We start from the raw sequence: 17,627 nt of genomic DNA on the forward strand, positions 1-17,627 counted from the left end.
TGCGGATCATCGTTCGGGCTGGGCGTCCTCTACCAGGGATTGTCCGTCGGCAGCCGGTTTCCTTCCGGCCGGACGCGCGCTCACCGGCGTACGCGGCGAGAGCGACGCGAAGCAGATCCGCGTCCACGAGCAGGGGCATCCTGGCTTCGTTGATCTCTACGGATCTCGATGAGAAACGACGGCACTGTCGTGTCCACGAACGTGGGACGGCCGGCCTCTCGTCAGAGCGGCTGGCCGTCGATGGGGCCGCCGGAGCCGGGCTTGAACGTCGTGCCGAGGTCGTACTGCGCGATCCCGAAAGGTTGGAAAACGGCATCGGCAAGGATGCGGTAGAGGAACTCAGAGGTGGACATGTCGTACCGGTGCCATCCGCCGACGTCATTGGACCGCGCAAGGACGGGGTACTCGCCCGGCCGCTCGGCATCGATCAGCCAGAAGTACTCGTCGGCCCATTCGGTGGAGCCCCACTCAACCAGCCCCTTGCCGCCCGGCGCGTAGATCGCATAGGGATCGACGGCGGAGACGCTTCCGAGCCTGCTGCCCTGGTCGGTCGACAGGGAGACCCGCCACTGTGTCAGGAAGTCGAACGAGATGCCCTCGTCGCGCCCCAGAATGTAGACGCAATCACTGAAGACGCCGCCGCTGAACGCCTCGTAGAGCTCCTTGTAGTCCGCCGGCAGCGGAACCCCCAGCTCTCCCTCGATCGCCGCCCAGTCGACGGAGATCCCGAGCGGCTCCCACCCGGTCAGTTCGATCACTCGCTGAACCCACATACAACAATCTTTTAGCACCGGTCTTCGTTCCGATGTCCCTCAACCCCCTCTTCGCTCACGTCAAGGCGAGGGTGTAGCCGATGCGGTAGCCCAAGCGCCCTTCAGCCGTGGCTCCGGACCGCTGCGCAGGTGTCGCGGACGGGTGAGCTGATTGGGCTGCGGGCTCGTTGCCCTCTCGTGGTTACCATGGGCTTTTGATCGGTCGCGTGCTGTAACGGAGGCCTCATGCGCGGTCCATTGCCCGGAGCGGAGTTCGAGCGGGGGGTTCCCCCTCTGGGACTCGACGAGATCACCTCGCGGCCCACGGTCTTGAAGTGCATGGGCCGCAGCTACAGCGCGGCGAGAGCCGACGGCGCGATCGTCATCCAGGACGTCACGGACATCACCCACCCGCTCCCCCTGGGCAGGGCCGAGCAGTGTTCGGGCGCCCTCTGGAGCGTTCACACCCCCCGGGGCCTGCTCGCCGGTCGCACGGACGGGATGCTGCACGCGATCGCGGCGCTGCGGGAGGTGACCTGGCCGCCCCGTGACCCCGGCCCGCAGGGAGGGCAGGGCCACGGGGCCGACGACGCCGCGGCAACGCGCTGCTGACTCGGCGGCCGCTCAGCCGGCTCGTGCTGCCTCCCGGTAGCCGCGGGGGGCCAGTCCGGTGGTGCGCTTGAAGGCGTTGCTGAAGGCGTTGCCGAAGGCGCTCTCGGTGCTGTAACCGGGGGATGAGCCGATGACGGACACCGGGGTGTCCCCGCGGCGCAGGGTGTGCCGGGCCAGGCGCATCCGCCAACCGCAGAGGTAGGTGAGGGGCGGTACGCCCGTCACCTCCTTGAAGGGCTGCGCGAAGCTGGTGCGGACATGGCGGCGGCGCGGGCGAGTTCGGGCAGGGTCCCGGGGTGGGCCGGGTCTCCGTGCGTGAGTCGTAAGGCGGGAGCGATACGTTCGTCGGCGAGGGCCCGCCGCCATCCGGTGGGGTAGGAGTCGGAGTTCGCGTCGGTCGGGAAGGCGCGCAGGACCTGGACGAAGAGCAGCTGCGCGAGGTGGTCGGCGGCGAAGGTGGCCCCCGGGGCGTCCGACCGCATCTCGCGCAACGGCTGGTCCATGAGCCAGCAGGCCGCCGGCGCCTCGGCCGTGGTGGCTCTGACGTGCATCAGTGGCGGGAGGGCGCTCAGCAGGAGGTCCCTGCCGGTGGTGTTGAGGTCGATGTGCCCGCCGATCGTGACGGTGTCCCGTCCCGCCGCGTCCACCGTGTGGAGGAAGGACTCGGTGCTCGCCTTGAGCAGGGGCAGCGCGTCAACGGGTGGCAGGGCCGGGTCGCTCGACAGGGTGTAACTCCGGTCGCCCGCGAAGACGGCGATGTCTCTCGCCTCCAGGCGTACCGGTTGGTGGCCGATGCCCTCTATCACCAGCCAGACGACACTCCGGAGCACTGCCTGGATCTTGAGCGACCCGGCGCCGGGAAGGCCGGGCGGCCGTGCATCCAGTTGGCGTCGGGTCACCGGTCGGCCTGCCCGGGCCCGGGCGCGCCTGCTGGCGCAGGAATCGGTTGCGGCCTCTCCTTGATGGGTCATCACTCCAGTGGGGCCGCCCCGTGACTTTGGCCGTGCGGTCAAGGCATCACCGAACAGAGGGAGCAAACGCATCGTGAGTACTGCTTCGGAAGCAAGGAACGTCGTCCTCGTCCACGGCGGATTCGTCGACGGATCGGGCTGGAGGGGGGTGTACGACCTGCTGCGCGCGGATGGGTACGCCGTCACCGTCGTCCAGAACCCCACCCTCTCCCTCGAAGGCGACGTCGCCACGACCACGCGGGCACTCGACGCCCAAGACGGCCCCACCGTCCTGGTCGGACACTCCTACGGCGGCGCCGTGATCTCCGAGGCCGGCAATCACCCGAACGTGACGGCGCTCGTGTACGTCGCGGCGTTCGCGCCCGACAAGGGCGAGTCCGTGAACACCCTCATCGCCGACCCGCCGCCGGGAGCCCCCGTCCCGCCGATCCTGCCGCCCGAGGGAGGGTTCCTCTTCCTCGACCGGGAGAAGTTCGCCGCGGCCTTCGCCGGAGACCTGCCGGCCGAAGACGCCCGGTTCCTCGCCGACTCCCAGGTGCCGTGGGGCCTGGAGGCGCTGGGCGGGCCGGTCAACCAGCCGGCCTGGCACACCAAGCCGAGCTTCTACCTCGTAGCCACCGACGACCACATGATCCCGCCCCCGGCCCAGCGCGCCATGGCGGAACGGGCAGGAGCGACGGTCACCGAGACCGGCGGCAGCCACGCCGTGTACGTGTCCAAGCCCGGCGAGGTCGCCGCGCTCGTCAAGAAGGCCGCGGCCGGAGCCACCGCATGAGCAACGCCCGCAGGCGTTCGTACGCCGTGCTCACCGCATTGTGCTGATCCCTGCGCCCGCGGATCCCGTGCCCGCCACGGGATCCGCGGGGGACCCCACGACGCCCCTGGAGTTCCGACGGTCGGTTCCTTCCGATCCTTCCGATCCTTCCGATGCGCGCGGTGGCGCTGAGCCTGCTCGGGTACGGGCCCGACGCGGAGGACGCGGTGCAGGAAGCCGCGTTGATCGCGCTGCGGCGCATCGGCGACGTACGGGACCCCGCGGCCGAAGGCCTGCGCATCCCCGGCGGCCACTTCGCCGTGCTCGAAGGCCGCCTCGACCTCCCGGGAGTTGGACACCCCGTTCCCGTACACACTCGCCCTGCCGCAGGCCCGGACCGAGGAGCTGCTGGAGGGACGGGCGCTCGCGCTGGGCGCCCGGATCGTGCGCGGACACCGCGTCACGGGGTTCACCGAGCAGGCGGAGTCGGTGACCGTGCGGGTGCAGGGGCCGGACGGACCGTACGAGCTCGGTGCGGCGTACGTCGTCGGCTGCGACGTTTCCCGCAGTACGGTGCGCACCGCGGCCGGCATCGAGTTCCCGGGCACTCCCTCCGCCGTGCTCGGCTGGCTGGGCGACGTCGCCCTCGACCGGCCGCCCCGGCCCGGTTTCAGCAGCGCTTGCGGCCGTAGCGGTCGGTCAGCCCCCCGCCGGGGATCATCAGCGCGGCCATGACGAGCAGGAAGATCGTGATCGCGATCAGCCCGCCGACCGCGAGCACCTCGTCCAGCGCCGGCCGGCCTGGGCCCGTCCGTAACCCGCGGAAGTGCGCAGCCTCCGGCAGGGTGCTGCAATGGCTGTGGTGGGCTGTCCGTCGCCGTGTGTCGTGGCGTGCACCCCTTGACCAGGGGCTGTGGGCACGGCCCGGACTGCAATCCGCTCGTGAGGAGTGGCCATGAGCGTCGACATCGAAGACATGGGTCCCATCGACTACCTGATCGTCGAGTTCCGGGGCAACCGCATGACGGGCGAGGGCCTGCCCCTGCTCGTCGACCTCGTCGAACGCGGCCTCATCCGCATCCTGGACTTGCAGTTCGTCCGCAAGGACATGGACGGCTCGGTCGTCGCGGTCGAAATCAGGGATCTCGGGGACGAGGCCGATCTGACCGTCTTCGAAGGTGCGTCGTCCGGACTGCTCGACCAGGGCGACTTCGACGAGGCAGGGGCAGCGCTGGAGCCCGGCAACTCCGCCGCGATCCTCGTGTACGAGAACGTGTGGGCCGCCCCCTTCGCCCGGGCCCTGCGGCGCAGTGGTGCGCAGATGGTGGCAAGCGGACGCATCCCCGTACAGGCCCTGCTGGCCTCGCTCGAGGCGGGCGAGTCGACGTGACGGCCCCCGGCGGTCCGGCAGCCGCTCGAAGACCCGGGCCGTGCCATCAGGTTGCTCCGGCCCACCCGTACACCCCTGGGAGATGAACGAACATGCCCGGACTTCTTCGTGGCGTCGCCCGTACAGCCGTGGTGGCCGGAACAGCCACCGCGGTGTCGAACCGCGTCTCGCGGCGGCAGGCGGGCCGATGGGCACAGCAGAACGAACCGCAGCAGGCGGCTCAGGAGCCGCCCCCGCCCCCGCCCGCCCCGGCGCCGCCGCCCGCCGCAGCCCCCGGCGACGACATGAGCACCAGGATCGAGCAGCTCAAGCAACTGGGCGACTTGAAGGCCCAAGGTCTGCTGACCGACGAGGAGTTCGCGGCCGAGAAGGCCAAACTCCTCGCTTGACACGGACGTCCGGAACCGAGACGGGACACACCCCATGACGCCGTCGGATCCACACCCGGCAGGGCCGTCCGTAGCGACACAGCCCGAAGAGGCGGACCGGCTGCGTGAACTGCTGCGCAATCCCGGCTACTTCAAGGCACTCGTGTTCTGCGCCCTCATCGGTATTCCGGTGTCGCTGGTCGCGTTCTGGTTCCTGGTCGCACTCCACGAGCTGGAGCACCTGATGTGGGGCGGCTTGCCGCAGGCTCTGGGGTGGAACGTCCCGCCCTGGTGGTGGCCGTTGCCGTTGCTGCTCGTGGCCGGCACGACCGTCGGGCTCGTGGTCACCCGCCTGCCCGGCGCGGGCGGCCACGTCCCCGCCTCGGGACTCCACACGGGCGGCATCTCGCCCGGAGCCCTGCCCGGCGTGATCCTCGCCGCGCTGCTCAGCCTTCCCCTGGGCGCCACGCTCGGACCGGAGGCCCCGTTGATCGCCCTCGGCGGCGGTTTGGCCCTGCTCTTCAGGGACCTGGCGCGGGTGCCGGCGACCCCCCAGAGCACGGCACTCCTGGGCGCGGCGGGAGCAGCGGCAGCGGTCGCGGTGATCTTCGGGAGCCCCCTGGTCGCGGCGGTGATCCTCATCGAGGTGGCCGGGGTGGGCGGGCCGCAGCTGTTCGCGGTCATGCTGCCCGCGCTGCTGTCGAGCGGAGTGGGCGCACTCGTGTTCACCGGCATCGGCCGCTGGACCGGCTTCGATGCGCCCACCCTTTCCGTGAAGGTGGGCGTGCCGGTTCCGCAGCTGGATGTCGCGGACGTGTTCTGGGCGGTGCTGATGGCCGTGGCCATCGGTGTCCTCGTACATCTGATCATGGAAGGCGGGCGGCTGATCGCGCGGTTCGTCGCGAAGCACACCGTCGCCCGCACCACCCTGTGCGCCCTGGCGGCCGGCGTCTGCTCCGCCGTGTACGCGCTCACCACCGGCCGGTCGCCCGCGGATGTGGCGTCCTCCGGCCAGCACACGCTGAGCGAGCTGGCGGCCGATCCGCACCAGTGGGGGGTCGGGGCCCTGATCGCGGTGGCGCTCTGCACCAGCGGCGCCTATGCCCTGTGCCTGGGCAGTCTGCGGGGCGGCCCCGTGTTTCCGTCGCTGTTCCTGGGTGCCGCCGTGGGTGTGCTGCTCGCGCCCCTGCCGGGCCTGGGGGTCGTACCGGCAATGGCCGCGGGCATGGCGGCCTCCACGACCAGCGCTTTGCGGCTGCCGGTCAGCAGCATCGTGCTCGTCGTCCTGGTGCTCGGCAGCGTCGCCATGACCCCCGTGGTGATCCTGGCGGCCGTCGTGGCCTTCGTGACGACCCAGTTGCTGCCCCGCGGTCCCGCGGGCGCGCCCGCGGAAGTACCCGGCCGGCGGCCGGACGGGTCCGTTCGTACTGTGTGAAGGAGGCCGTATGGCGCGTCACCACGCGAGGGCTGAGCCGCAAGCCCGCACGGCGGGAGCGCCGGCATCCGTGGTGCTCGTGACCGGCGTGGCGGGGTCGGGGAAGTCCACGGTGGGGCTGCTGCTGGCCGACCGGCTCGGCTGGGCCTACCAGGACGCGGACGATTTCCACACACCGGTGAACCAGGCCAGGATGGAGGCCGGCGAGGCCCTGTCCGAAGAGGACAGACGCCCGTGGCTGGCTGCGGTCGCGGCATGGATCGACCGGCGGATAGCTACGCGGGAACCCGCCGTCATCGCCTGCTCCGCGCTCAAGCGCGCCTATCGGGACCAACTGGCCGCAGGACGCCCCGCAGTACGGCTGGTGTACCTGCACGGTTCACGGCAACTCATCCGGTCCCGGCTGCTGTCCAGGCGCGGCCACTTCTTCCCCGCACAGCTGTTGGACAGCCAGTTCGCCGATCTCCAGGAGCCGGAGCCCGACGAGCACGCCTGCGTCGTGGATGTCGACCAGCCCCCGGAAGCCGTGGTCACAGCCGTCGTCGCACTGCTCGGCACCGGCACCGGCACCGGCACCGGCACCAGTACGGACGCCCCTTCGGATCCTCCACCCAACACCGCGGCGGCCTCCCCCGCCGCACCGACCGAGGAGCCACACATGCCCCCCACGGCATCAGGAGAACAGTGGCGGCTGCGCCACGGCGCGCACGAGGCGGTGGTGGTCGAGTTGGGCGGTGCTCTGCGCCACTACGAGGTGGCCGGGCGGCCGCTCGTCGACGGATTCGCCGCCGACGAGCAGATCACCGGCGGTCGCGGGCAGCTCCTCGTGCCCTGGCCGAACCGGGTGGCCGGCGGGCGCTACCGGTTCGGAGGCGCCGGGGACCTGCAACTCCCGCTGACCGAACCGGAGAACGACAATGCGATCCACGGCCTCCTGAGGTGGGTTCCGTGGCGGCTGCTCGCCCGCAGCGAGGATGCGGTCACGGTGGGGACCACCCTCTTCCCGCAGCCGGGATATCCGTACCGGCTGGAGGTCCGCGCCGAGTACCGGCTGGGCCCGGAGGGGCTGGAGACCACCGTCACCTCCACCAACCCGGGAGACACCGCCGCGCCCTACGGCGTGGGCCAGCACCCCTATCTGACCGTGGGCACCGACCTGGTGGACACCGCACTGCTGACCGTGCCGGCCGGCCACCGGCTCAGCACCGACGAACGCGGCCTGCCGATCGGTGCGGAGCCGGTCGAGGGCACGGCGTACGACTTCCGCACCGCCCGGCCCATCGGCGAGCAGCGCCTGGACACCGCGTACACGGGGCTCGACCGGGACCCCGCCGGCCACTGCGCCGTACGGCTCGCGCACCCTTCGGGGCGTCACGGCATCGACGTACGGCTCGTCGAGGGCATCCGCTACGTGCAGGTGTACACCGGGGACACGCTGCCGGAGCCCGGGCGGCGTCGGCGCGGTGTCGCCATCGAGCCGATGTCCTGTCCGGCCGACGCCTTCCGCAGCGGCACGGCGCTCACCGTCCTGCAACCGGGCGACAGCCACGTCTTCCGGTGGGTCCTGGCCCCGTGGGGATCCTGGTGACCCCGCACACCGGGCCGTCGAGGCCGCGGCGCATGACCGGTGACGCCTTTCGCGCGTTGTACGAGGAGCTGCGCGAGCGCAGCCCCCGCGCCCCCGACGACCGGCGCGGTGCGCTCGGCCACCTGACGCCCGAGCGCGTCGTGGCCGCCGCCGCCGAGGTCCGCTCCGGACGTACGGTGTCCCTGTCCGCGCCCATCGAAACCCTGCCCGGCCCGGACAATCCCGACCCGGCACGCCACCGGATGATCGCGCCCGCTGCCGGTGAGACCGGTGAGACCGGCGGCGACGGGCTGCACTTCGCACGCGACCGATTCTCGATGAACGTGCACGGGGACGCGGACAGTCATCTCGACGCGCTGTGCCACGTGCTGTTCGACGGGGAGCTCTACAACGGCGTGCCGGCGAGCAGTGTGACGTCCGAGGGCGCCGGTGCGCTCTCCGTCGAGGTCGTCCGCAACGGCATCGTCGGCCGTGGCGTGCTCCTGGACGTTCCGCGGCTGCGCGGCGTGCCCTGGCTGGAGCCCGGAGAGCACGTGCGCGCCGCCGACCTCACCGCGGCGGAGGCGGCCCAGGGGGTCCGGGTCGGGCCGGGGGACGTGCTGTTCGTACGGGTGGGGCACCGCCCTCGGCGCCAGGAGCGCGGGGCGTGGAACGCCGCGCAGGCCCGGGCCGGCCTCCATCCCGAGGCCGTACGGTTCCTGGCCGATCGGCAGGTCGCCGCGCTGGGGTCGGACGGCAACAACGACACCGCGCCCAGCGCGGTGGCCGGCGTCGACTTTCCCGTGCACGTGCTGGCGGTGCACGCCATGGGACTGCATCTGATGGACTACCTGCAGTTCGAGGAGTTGACCCGGGAGTGCGCCCGCGAGGGCCGGTGGTCCTTCCTGTGCATGGTGGCGCCGCTCAGGCTCCCGTCGGCCACCGGCTCGCCCGTCAACCCGATCGCCGTCCTGTGACGGCCCCGTACGGGCCGCCCGCACGGTCGCTTCGTGCGGTCGCCGTACCCGGGATGGAGGGATACGTTCGAAGGGGTGGGGTGGCTGCCGTGTCCCGGCAGCGCGCAGAGAGAGGACCCGGTGACAGGGCGGGCCCGCGAGCGCAAGGACGGTGGTCGCCGTGGGCGACTCCCCGCACTACGACGTCGTCATCATCGGCACCGGCGCCGGCGGCGGTACGCTCGCCCACCGGCTCGCCCCGTCCGGAAAGCGGGTACTCATCCTCGAACGCGGTGACTACCTCCCCCGCGAGCGGGACAACTGGGACTCCACCGCGGTGTTCGTGAAGGGCAAGTACCGTGCCCCGGAGTTCTGGCTGGACAAGCACGGCGACGAGTTCCCGCCCGAGGTCAACTACTACGTCGGCGGCAACACCAAGTTCTACGGCGCCGCCCTCTTCCGGCTGCGGCCCGAGGACTTCGGGGAGCTCCGCCACCACGACGGGCTGTCGCCTGCCTGGCCGATCCGGTACGAGGACCTGGAGCCGTACTACACCGAGGCCGAGCACCTCTACAAGGTGCACGGACGCCACGGGGAGGACCCGTGGGAGGGTCCGTACAGTGCCCAGTACGCCTGTCCGCCGGTCGAACACGAGCCGCGGATCCAGCAGCTGAGCGACGACCTGGAGAAGCGCGGCCTGCACCCGTTCCACCTGCCCATCGGCGTCGACCTGAGCCAGGACGAGAACGGGCGGGCGACCAGCTCCAGCGTCTGTATCCGCTGCGACCGGGTGGACGGCTTCCCCTGCCTGGTGCGCGCCAAGTCGGACGCCCAGGTGATCTGCGTGGAGCCCGCCCTGCAGCACCCGAACGTCGAGATGATCACCAATGCCCGGGTGGTCCGGCTGGAGACCGACCCGACCGGACGCAGCGTCAGTACGGTCGTGACCCGGAGCGAGGACGGGGTCGAGACCCCCTATTCCGCGGACATCGTGGTCGTCGCCTGCGGGGCGGTCAACTCGGCGGCGCTGCTCCTGGCCTCGGCCAACGACCGCCACCCCGGCGGGCTGGCCAACAGCTCCGACGTGGTCGGCCGGCACTACATGCGCCACAACAACCTTGCGCTGATGGCCATTTCGAAGGAGCCCAACGGTACGAAATTCCAGAAGACCCTGGCCCTGCACGACTGGTACCTCGGCGCCGACGACTGGGACTACCCGCTGGGCGGCATCCAGATGCTCGGCAAGTCGGACGCCGACCAGATCCACGGCCAGGCGCCCCGCTGGGCGGGCGCGGTGACCCCCGACATGCCCTTCGAGGTCATGGCCCACCACGCGGTCGACTTCTGGCTGTGCGGCGAGGACCTTCCGCTGCCCGACAACAGGGTCACCGTCGAAGGCGACGGCACCATCCGTCTCGTGCTCGACGAGAAGAACAACATCGAGGGGCTGAAGCGCCTGCGGCACAAGCTCCAGGGCATGCTCGGCCATCTGGGGATGCACGAGCACCATCTCCTGTCGCGCAGCCTCTACCTCCACAAGGGCATGCCGATCGGCGCCACGGCGCACCAGGCCGGCACCGTACGGTTCGGCGACGACCCGGCCACCTCCGCCCTGGACGTGAACTGCAAGGCCCACGACCTCGACAACCTGTACGTGGTCGACACGAGCTTCTTCCCGAGCATCGGCGCGGTCAATCCGTCCCTCACGGCGATCGCGAACGCCCTGCGGGTGGGCGACCACCTGGTGGAACGGCTGGGCTGACCCCGCAGGTTCCTCCGACCGGGCGTCGGTGCTCGGCCGCGTGGCCCAAGACCGTCTCGCCCGGGACGCCGATCTCCCCGAGGGGTGCTTTGGTGGCGTTCGGGCCCTGCCGGGCCGCGGTCCGGCGCACCGGACCGGGCATTCGAGGAGGCAGTCGATCGTGAGTTCCACCGAGGGTGTACCGCGGGGAATGATCCCCGCTCACCTGCTCAGGGGCCAGAAAGCACTGGTCACCGGCGCCAACAGCGGGATCGGAAAGGCCACGGCCATCGGCCTGGGCCGGGCCGGCGCCGATGTGGTCGTGAACTACGTGGCGGGCAAGGAGGACGCCGAGAAGGTGGTCGAGGAGATCACCTCGTTCGGCGTGCGCGCCGCCGCGTACGAGGCGGACGTGTCCCAGGAGGACCAGGTCGTGGCCATGATGGACCGGATGGTCCAGGAGTTCGGCACGATCGACATCCTGGTCGCCAACGCCGGACTGCAGCGCGACGCCCCGATCGAGGAGATGACCCTCGCTCAGTGGCAGAAGGTGCTGGACGTCAACCTCACGGGCCAGTTCCTCTGCGCGCGGGAGGCGACGAAGGAGTTCCTGCGGCGCGGCGTCGTCCCGGAGGTGTCCCGGGCGGCCGGAAAGATCATCTGCATGAGCTCCGTCCACCAGATCATTCCCTGGGCGGGGCACGTGAACTACGCCTCCTCCAAGGGCGGCGTGCAGATGATGATGGCGACCCTGGCCCAGGAACTCGCGCCCAAGAAGATCCGCGTGAACGCGATCGCTCCCGGAGCCGTCAAGACGCCGATCAACCGGAGCGCGTGGGAGACGCCACAGGCCCGGGAGGATCTGCTCAAGCTGATCCCGTACGTGCGCATCGGCGAGCCCGAGGACATCGCCCACGCGGCCGTGGCCCTCGCCTCCGACCTCATGGACTACGTCGTGGGCACCACGCTCTACGTGGACGGCGGGATGACCCTCTTCCCCGGCTTCGCCACCGGCGGCTGAGCGCCCTCCGAGCCTCGTCGCCGTGCTGCTCGTCGCCCCGGCCGTCTTCCTCCTCTACTGGCTGGACACCCAACCCCTCGCCGAGTCCGACCTGCGACGGGCCCGATCGGCGCCATCCTGTTCGGCGGCTCACTCGTCGGACACGTCCTGGCGGCACGGTACGAACAGGGCGCCCGGTTCCTGGTGCGGCCCGCCTCCGATCCCGTTCCGCCGGGGCACGAAACGCTGTTCGTGGTCACCGCCGGCGGCCGGCTGGATCCGGTCGACGAGACGCAGCCCGTGACCCCGCACGACGCCGACCTCCTCGTCCTGCTCAGCCCCGTTCCACGGCCTAATCACGGCCCTGTTGCAAGCGGTTCAGTGTCCCGTCCAGCGTGATGGCCGCATCGATGAGCGCGAGATGGGTGAAGGCCTGCGGGAAGTTGCCGAGCTGGCGGCCCGTCAGGGCGATCTCCTCGGAGAACAGGCCCAGGTGGTTGGCGTACGTCATCATCTTTTCGAACACCAGCCTGGCCTGATCGGCCCGACCGGCCCGCGCCAGGGCGTCGACGTACATGAAGGTGCACAGGGAGAAGGTCCCCTCGGATCCTCGCAACCCGTCGGGAGAGGCCTCGGGGTTGTAGCGGTAGACCAGGCTGTCGGTGACCAGCTCCCGGTCCATCGCATCCAAAGTGGACGTCCACATCGGGTCCTCGGGCGTGATGAACCCGACCGTCGGCATCCGCAGCAGCGAGGAGTCGAGCACATCGCTCCCGTAGTGCTGGACGAACGCCTTGCGGCCCGGGTCCCAGCCCTTCGCCAGGACCTGCTCGTAAATGTTGTCGCGCTCGGCGGCCCAGCGGCCGCTCTCGGCCGGCCGGCCGTGGGCGACCGCCAGCCGCAGCGCGCGGTCGAACGCGACCCAGGACATCACCCGGCCGTAGGTGAAGTGCTGGCGCCCGCCGCGGGTCTCCCACAGCCCCTCACCGGCCTGGTCCCAGTGGTCCACGAGCCATTCGAGCAGCGTGCGCAGCGATGACCAGCCGTGGACGTCCAGGTGGATGCCGTGCTGGTGGGCGAAGGAGATGCTGTCGAGTGCCTCACCGTAGATGTCCAGCTGCAGCTGTGTCGCCGCCCCGTTGCCTATGCGCACGGGGGCGGATCCCTGGTACCCCTCCCAGTGCTCCAGGGTCTCCTCGTAGAGATCGGAGGAACCGTCCACCCGGTACATGATGTTCAGCGGTCCCGTGTCGGTGTCGCGACCGGCTTTCTCCTTCACCCGGTCACTGAGCCAGCCGATGAACGCCCTCGCCTCACCGGTGAACCCGAGCCCCAGCAGGGCGTACACGGAGAAGGACGCGTCACGGATCCAGGTGAACCGGTAGTCCCAGTTGCGCTCGCCGCCCAATTGCTCCGGCAGCCCCGCCGTGGGGGCCGCCACCAGGGCGCCGCTGGGTGCGTACGTCATCAACTTCAGCGTCACGGCGGAGCGCTCCACGGTCTCGCGCCACCGGCCCGTGTACCGGGACTGGCGCAGCCACGACCGCCAGTACTCCCGGGTTTCGGCGAAGAGCTCCTGGAACTCGGCGACCTGGATCTCGCGCGGCGGCCCGTCCGCCGCCGACTCCATGACCAGCCCCCGCTGCTGTCCGGCCACGAGCCCGAGCTCGACGCGCAGGTCATGCTCGCCGGTGACGGTGTGTACCAACCGGTCGTCCTCGGGCTCCCGCACCACGCTGAGGGTGAGTTCCAGGTCCTCCGAGGCGAAGACCGCCCCGTTCTCGGTGACGTGCAGCGTGTGGGGCTTACGGCCGTAGTCGAACCGCGGTGCGATGTCGACCTGGAAGGTCATGCTGCCCCGTACGCAGCGGAGCATACGGACCAGGCGATGGCGGTCGGTGGCTGTCGTCCCGGTCACCGGCATGAAGTCGACCACCTCGCCGGCACCGGTCTCGGTCATGAACCGCGTCACGAGAACCGCGGTGTCCGGCAAGTACAACTGCTTCGTGGTGTACGTGCTTTCCGTCGGCTTGACGGTGAAATGGCCACCCTTCTCCCAGTCGAGAAGAGCACCGAACACGCTGGGCGAATCGAAACGCGGACAGCAGAACCAGTCGATCGTTCCGTCCGTGGTCACCAGTGCCGCAGTCTGCAGATCACCGATCAGGCCATGGTTTTCGATCAGCGGGTAGTCAGCCATGGGGGAACCCCTTCCGACGCCACCCCATCAGCGTAAGCACAGGATTCCGCGAGAGCCTCCCGAGCGGTCGGCCTCTGTACCCGCCGGGAAGCGGCCTTATCGTCGGAACGCACGAACTGGCTGTTCAGGCCGCATCGCACCGCCGAATCCGGAGGCTGGAGACCCAGTCGGCCGGGCGTCTGCCGGCCGTACCGGCACGGCATCGGCGGTGGGCGGCGTCCCCGGAGCGAACCCTCCCGATGAGCCGGCCGTTCGCTCGTTCGGACGCGCAACGCTCGCGCCCGGCCGCTCCGCGAGGTCCGCTGCAATGTGAACCCTCATGGGCAGGAGAGGACGTGTCATGACGGACGAAGGTGCCACCGCCCCCGGCGGGGAGCCCACACGCGAGCCCGGCGCGGACGCGGAGCGCTCTGAACTCGAACGGCTGCGCACCCGGGTGGCGGTGCTGGAGGCCGACAAGGCGGCCCGCGCGCCCCATCATCGGTGGAAGTCGTTCTTCGCCGCCCTGCTCATCGTCATCGGCTGTGTGCTCGCCCCGCTCGCGGCCGTCGCGGCGTGGACGTCGAGCGTGGTCGGCGACACGGACCGCTACGTGGCGACGGTCGCCCCGCTCGCGTCCGACCCGGACGTCCAGGCCGCGGCGGCCAACCGGGTCACCAACGCGGTGATGGAGCACATCGACCTCCCGGCCCTGCTGGAGGGCGTGGGGCCCGACGACCGGCCACTCGTGGAGAAGGCACTCGGCAAGCTCGGCGACTCGCTGGAGAACGCAGTCCGCAGCTTCGTCCACGACAAGGCGCAGGACGTCATCGCCTCCGAGACCTTCGAGCGGATCTGGACCGAGGCCAACCGCCGTATCCACACCGCGGTGGACAAGGCCCTCACGGGCAGCGGCGGGGGCGCCGTGAAGATCAACAACGACTCGGTGACCGTCGACCTGGGCCCGGTCGTCGAGCAGGTGAAACAGCGCCTCGTCGACGATGGAATGAAGGTGGCCGCGAAGATCCCCGCGGTGCACACCGACTTCACCGTCCTGCGGGCGGACGACATCGGCAAGGTCAAAACCTATTTCCGCCTCCTGCAGATCGCCGGCAACTGGCTGCCGGTGCTCTCGGTGCTGCTGATCGCCGCCGGTGTGCTCCTCTCCCGTCACCGCCGCCGCGTTCTCGTGACGGCGGCACTCGCCTTCGCCTTCGCCGTCCTCATGCTCGGCGTCGCGCTGACCATCTTCCGCGTGGTGTACCTGAACGCGCTGCCGGACAGCGTCTCGCAACCCGCGGCCGGAAGCGTGTACGACGCGTTGACGCACTACCTCCGTACGACGGTCCGGATGGCCGTGGTGCTGGGCGTGGTGATCGCGCTGGCCGCCTGGCTGACCGGCCCCGGCCGCTGGGCCACGTTCGTACGGCAGATGTGGCACTCGGGCATCGGCGCCGCCCGTTCCACGGCGGACCGCGCGGGCCTGCGGACCGGCCCGGTGGGCCCGTTCGTCCACCGCTACCGCAAGTGGATCACGTGGATCCTGGTCGCCGCGGCCGTGCTGACCTTCGTGCTGTGGAGCTACCCGACCGGCTGGGTCATCGTCGGCATCGCACTCGTGTTCCTCGTCGTGATGGCGCTGGTGGACTTCCTCGGGGAGAACGGGAGCGACAGGCCCTCCGGGCACGCGGCATGACTACAGTCCGAAGAGCGCGGACAGGGTGCCGGCGGCGAGTTCTTCCGGAGGTTCGTCCATGCCGAAGCGCTGGTGGGGCTGACGCAGGCTGAGCACCGCCAGGCCGTGCAGGGTGGCCCACAGGGACCGGGCCATCAGCTCCGGTGACGGCTTCGCGGGAATGAGCGCGGCCGCCTGGGCGTCCACGACGGCCCGCAGGAGTACCTCGAAGGAGTCATGGCCGACCGGGTCGGCGCCCGGCTGGCTGCGGAACATCGTGACGAACAGATCGGGATGGTCGTGCGCGAAGCGCACGTACGCCCCGGCCAGACGCAGCAGCCGCTCGCGCGGCCCTGCCGTGTCCGCGACCGCCTTCTGGAGGGTGTCGAGCAGCGTGGCGTAACCCTGCCCGGCCACCGCGTCCAGCAGCTCGTCCTTGCCGCTGAAGTGACGGTACGGCGCGGCGGTACTCACGCCGGCCCGCCGAGCCACCTCGTTGAGGCTGAACTGCTCGTGCCCCCGTTCGGCAAGGATCTCCCGGGCTCCGTCGATCAGCGCCTGCCGCAGTGCCCCGTGATGGTACGTCGCGCGTGTCACCTGCTGTCCTTTCCTGCCGCCTCCGCGGGCCGGGAGCACCTCCGAGGCGGTACTGCCGACTGCGGCCGATTTCATGTTACCGATTCTAACATTCGCTGTTATGTTAGAGCCGTTCACATCGGCGCGGCATGAGGACATGAGGACTTCGGATGACTTCCATCGCACCCCCCGCACCCGTCAAACGGCCTTCCGGGAACAGACGTTCGCAGTGGAGCTGGGCCTGGGTGGTCCTCTCCTCACTGGCGATCACCGGGTATTTCGTGGGCCAGTACGCCCAGGGCACGCTCGACTCCCTGGCGCAGCAGCACGTCGGGCTCGCCGACACCTACGCCTCCCGGGCCCTGCCGATCCGCATGGCCTTCTACGTCCACATCGTGTCCGCCGGGCTGGCGCTGGCGCTGGGCCCCTGGCAGTTCTCCCAGCGGCTGCGCCGCCGCATACGGGTCCACCGCGGCATCGGCCGCGCGTACCTGGCGAGCGTCGCCGTCGGCTCGCTCTCCGCCCTCGTGATGTCCTTCTTCAACTCGGTGGGACTGCTGGGCTTCTTCGGCTTCGGTGCGCTCGCAGTGCTGTGGGGGTGGACGGCGTGGCGCGGCTACAAGGCCGTCCGCGAGCGTGACATCCGCAGCCACCAGGCGTGGATGATCCGCAACTTCGCGCTCACCTACGCGGCGGTCACCCTCCGGCTGTGGTTCGGAGTGCTGATACTCGCCCAAGTGCCCTTCGCGCACGGCCCGGACCCGTTCGACGCCATCCTGGCGCAGGCTTACGCCCCGCTGCCCTTCCTGTGCTGGCTGCCCAACATCGTCATCGCCGAGTTCATGATCCGCCGCCGCGGCCTGCCGGCGCTGCACCTCATGACGCCTCCCGCGACCCGGCATGCAACGCCCTGAACCAAAGCTCGGACCCGCCCCATGCCCTCGTACTCCGAGGACGTCACCCTTCCGGGAGAAGCCATGACCGTCTACACCGTCAAGAACGTCGCCTCGTCCGCCTTCCTCGTCACCGACGGGAAGGGGGCCATGATTGTGGACACCGGCGTCGCCGGGCGAGCCCCCGCGATGCTCCGCCAGATCGCCGACGCGGGCCTGCGCCCGGCCGATGTCAGACTCATCCTGCTGACCCACCACCACGCCGACCACAGCGGCTCCGCGCTCGAACTGCGCGAGGCCACCGGAGCGCCCGTCGCCATCCACCGCGACGACGCCGACCAGCTCCGACGCGGCGGCCGCGTCGATCTGCGGCCCACCAGCCTGGTGCCCCGGCTCATGAAGGTCATGCTGGCCAAGGCCGAAATCCCGGCCATCGAGCCCGACATCATCCTCGGCGACGAAGAGGACCTGACCCGGCACGGAGGAATCGGCCGGTCCTTCGTCACCCCGGGCCACACCCCCGGATCCACCTGCGTCCTGCTCCCCGACAACAGCATCCTGGCCGGCGACGCCCTATCCGGAGGCATGATGCGAGCGCGGATCGCCCGCAAGCCGATGTTCGCCACCGACCCGGACGCCGCCGCACGCAGCATGCGCGTCATCGCCGGCCACGCTCCGGTCACCGTCTACGTCGGTCACGGCGGACACCTCACGGCCTCCTCCGTCGGGGCGCTCCAGTGCCCCTGAGGTAGCCGCCC

General features: G+C 70.5%; 18 protein-coding genes and 2 pseudogenes. 14 read left to right on the forward strand and 6 right to left on the reverse strand.

Annotated features, from left to right (window positions below):
• Positions 1–221: 221 nt before the first annotated feature.
• Positions 222–758 carry an SMI1/KNR4 family protein gene (locus ACIQU4_RS05650; RefSeq protein ID WP_403726211.1) on the reverse strand — a complete coding sequence of 179 codons (537 nt, stop codon included), beginning with the start codon at positions 756–758 and terminating at the stop codon, positions 222–224.
• A 240-nt stretch (positions 759–998) separates the two neighbouring features.
• Between ACIQU4_RS05650 and ACIQU4_RS05655 the strand changes: the two genes are divergently transcribed.
• Positions 999–1,364, forward strand: coding sequence for a hypothetical protein (locus tag ACIQU4_RS05655; protein ID WP_403726213.1), 366 nt, complete (start codon positions 999–1,001; stop codon positions 1,362–1,364).
• Positions 1,365–1,376: 12 nt separating this feature from the next.
• Here ACIQU4_RS05655 and ACIQU4_RS05660 read toward each other — a convergent pair whose 3' ends face one another.
• Positions 1,377–1,589, reverse strand: coding sequence for a helix-turn-helix domain-containing protein (locus ACIQU4_RS05660; protein WP_403726216.1), 213 nt, complete (start codon positions 1,587–1,589; stop codon positions 1,377–1,379).
• Entirely contained in the window at positions 1,586–2,407 is an 822-nt protein-coding gene (locus tag ACIQU4_RS05665) for a cupin domain-containing protein (RefSeq protein WP_403726219.1), read from the reverse strand. The genes ACIQU4_RS05660 and ACIQU4_RS05665 overlap by 4 nt, the downstream gene beginning before the upstream one ends.
• A 1-nt stretch (position 2,408) precedes the next feature.
• Here ACIQU4_RS05665 and ACIQU4_RS05670 point away from each other — a divergent pair, with 1 nt between their 5' ends.
• From ACIQU4_RS05670 to ACIQU4_RS05715, 10 genes and pseudogenes are all read left to right on the forward strand, one after another.
• Entirely contained in the window at positions 2,409–3,110 is a 702-nt protein-coding gene (locus tag ACIQU4_RS05670) for an alpha/beta hydrolase (protein ID WP_403726221.1), read from the forward strand.
• Between the two features lie 152 nt (positions 3,111–3,262).
• A pseudogene (locus ACIQU4_RS05675) lies at positions 3,263–3,382 on the forward strand (sigma factor); the annotation flags it as partial.
• Positions 3,383–3,440: 58 nt separating this feature from the next.
• Positions 3,441–3,677: pseudogene (locus tag ACIQU4_RS05680) on the forward strand (FAD-dependent monooxygenase); the annotation flags it as partial.
• Between the two features lie 367 nt (positions 3,678–4,044).
• The gene (locus tag ACIQU4_RS05685) at positions 4,045–4,479 is read left to right on the forward strand and encodes a DUF6325 family protein (RefSeq protein WP_403726223.1); all 435 of its coding nucleotides are present in this window, start codon (positions 4,045–4,047) and stop codon (positions 4,477–4,479) included.
• Positions 4,480–4,571: 92 nt separating this feature from the next.
• Entirely contained in the window at positions 4,572–4,868 is a 297-nt protein-coding gene (locus ACIQU4_RS05690) for an SHOCT domain-containing protein (RefSeq protein WP_403726225.1), read from the forward strand.
• Between the two features lie 34 nt (positions 4,869–4,902).
• A complete protein-coding gene (locus tag ACIQU4_RS05695) occupies positions 4,903–6,282 on the forward strand; it encodes a chloride channel protein (RefSeq protein WP_403726229.1) in 1,380 nt (459 codons plus the stop codon).
• Positions 6,283–6,352: 70 nt separating this feature from the next.
• A complete protein-coding gene (locus tag ACIQU4_RS05700) occupies positions 6,353–7,870 on the forward strand; it encodes a gluconokinase, GntK/IdnK-type (protein ID WP_403726232.1) in 1,518 nt (505 codons plus the stop codon).
• A gap of 32 nt (positions 7,871–7,902) precedes the next feature.
• Positions 7,903–8,826 carry a cyclase family protein gene (locus tag ACIQU4_RS05705; RefSeq protein WP_403726234.1) on the forward strand — a complete coding sequence of 308 codons (924 nt, stop codon included), beginning with the start codon at positions 7,903–7,905 and terminating at the stop codon, positions 8,824–8,826.
• A 160-nt stretch (positions 8,827–8,986) separates the two neighbouring features.
• Positions 8,987–10,567 (forward strand): GMC oxidoreductase, encoded by a 1,581-nt coding sequence (locus tag ACIQU4_RS05710; RefSeq protein ID WP_403726237.1) that lies wholly within the window; start codon positions 8,987–8,989, stop codon positions 10,565–10,567.
• A gap of 190 nt (positions 10,568–10,757) precedes the next feature.
• Positions 10,758–11,567, forward strand: a complete 810-nt coding sequence (locus ACIQU4_RS05715) for an SDR family oxidoreductase (RefSeq protein ID WP_403727692.1) — start codon at positions 10,758–10,760, stop codon at positions 11,565–11,567.
• 129 nt (positions 11,568–11,696) lie between these two features.
• On the opposite strand, the gene ACIQU4_RS05720 is transcribed toward ACIQU4_RS05715, so the two are convergent.
• Together ACIQU4_RS05720 and ACIQU4_RS05725 are read right to left on the reverse strand one after the other, a co-directional pair.
• On the reverse strand, positions 11,697–11,858 hold the full coding sequence (locus ACIQU4_RS05720) for a hypothetical protein (RefSeq protein ID WP_403726240.1): 162 nt from the start codon (positions 11,856–11,858) through the stop codon (positions 11,697–11,699).
• A 40-nt stretch (positions 11,859–11,898) separates the two neighbouring features.
• Positions 11,899–13,746: a glycoside hydrolase family 15 protein gene (locus tag ACIQU4_RS05725; protein WP_403726243.1), complete on the reverse strand. Its 1,848-nt coding sequence runs from the start codon at positions 13,744–13,746 to the stop codon at positions 11,899–11,901.
• A 340-nt stretch (positions 13,747–14,086) separates the two neighbouring features.
• Between ACIQU4_RS05725 and ACIQU4_RS05730 the strand changes: the two genes are divergently transcribed.
• A complete protein-coding gene (locus ACIQU4_RS05730; protein WP_403726245.1) occupies positions 14,087–15,421 on the forward strand; it encodes a hypothetical protein in 1,335 nt (444 codons plus the stop codon).
• Here ACIQU4_RS05730 and ACIQU4_RS05735 read toward each other — a convergent pair whose 3' ends face one another.
• Positions 15,422–15,997 (reverse strand): TetR/AcrR family transcriptional regulator, encoded by a 576-nt coding sequence (locus ACIQU4_RS05735; protein WP_403726248.1) that lies wholly within the window; start codon positions 15,995–15,997, stop codon positions 15,422–15,424.
• A 149-nt stretch (positions 15,998–16,146) separates the two neighbouring features.
• Here ACIQU4_RS05735 and ACIQU4_RS05740 point away from each other — a divergent pair, with 149 nt between their 5' ends.
• Both ACIQU4_RS05740 and ACIQU4_RS05745 read left to right on the forward strand, forming a co-directional pair.
• The gene (locus tag ACIQU4_RS05740) at positions 16,147–16,890 is read left to right on the forward strand and encodes a DUF2306 domain-containing protein (protein WP_403726251.1); all 744 of its coding nucleotides are present in this window, start codon (positions 16,147–16,149) and stop codon (positions 16,888–16,890) included.
• A 63-nt stretch (positions 16,891–16,953) separates the two neighbouring features.
• A complete protein-coding gene (locus tag ACIQU4_RS05745; protein WP_403726253.1) occupies positions 16,954–17,616 on the forward strand; it encodes an MBL fold metallo-hydrolase in 663 nt (220 codons plus the stop codon).
• Positions 17,617–17,627: the final 11 nt, after the last annotated feature.

The sequence above is a fragment of the Streptomyces sp. NPDC090741 genome (assembly GCF_044769045.1).
Lineage (GTDB): Bacteria > Actinomycetota > Actinomycetes > Streptomycetales > Streptomycetaceae > Streptomyces.

What these genes read in the sequence shown, in the direction of transcription:
- ACIQU4_RS05725 (WP_403726243.1), bottom strand. Translation starts at nt 13,746, where the DNA reads ATGGCTGACTACCCGCTGATCGAAAACCATGGCCTGATCGGTGATCTG.
- ACIQU4_RS05705 (WP_403726234.1), top strand. Translation starts at nt 7,903, where the DNA reads ATGACCGGTGACGCCTTTCGCGCGTTGTACGAGGAGCTGCGCGAGCGC.
- ACIQU4_RS05690 (WP_403726225.1), top strand. Translation starts at nt 4,572, where the DNA reads ATGCCCGGACTTCTTCGTGGCGTCGCCCGTACAGCCGTGGTGGCCGGA.
- ACIQU4_RS05685 (WP_403726223.1), top strand. Translation starts at nt 4,045, where the DNA reads ATGAGCGTCGACATCGAAGACATGGGTCCCATCGACTACCTGATCGTC.
- ACIQU4_RS05695 (WP_403726229.1), top strand. Translation starts at nt 4,903, where the DNA reads ATGACGCCGTCGGATCCACACCCGGCAGGGCCGTCCGTAGCGACACAG.
- ACIQU4_RS05730 (WP_403726245.1), top strand. Translation starts at nt 14,087, where the DNA reads ATGACGGACGAAGGTGCCACCGCCCCCGGCGGGGAGCCCACACGCGAG.
- ACIQU4_RS05665 (WP_403726219.1), bottom strand. Translation starts at nt 2,407, where the DNA reads ATGCGTTTGCTCCCTCTGTTCGGTGATGCCTTGACCGCACGGCCAAAG.
- ACIQU4_RS05715 (WP_403727692.1), top strand. Translation starts at nt 10,758, where the DNA reads ATGATCCCCGCTCACCTGCTCAGGGGCCAGAAAGCACTGGTCACCGGC.
- ACIQU4_RS05740 (WP_403726251.1), top strand. Translation starts at nt 16,147, where the DNA reads ATGACTTCCATCGCACCCCCCGCACCCGTCAAACGGCCTTCCGGGAAC.
- ACIQU4_RS05745 (WP_403726253.1), top strand. Translation starts at nt 16,954, where the DNA reads ATGACCGTCTACACCGTCAAGAACGTCGCCTCGTCCGCCTTCCTCGTC.
- ACIQU4_RS05655 (WP_403726213.1), top strand. Translation starts at nt 999, where the DNA reads ATGCGCGGTCCATTGCCCGGAGCGGAGTTCGAGCGGGGGGTTCCCCCT.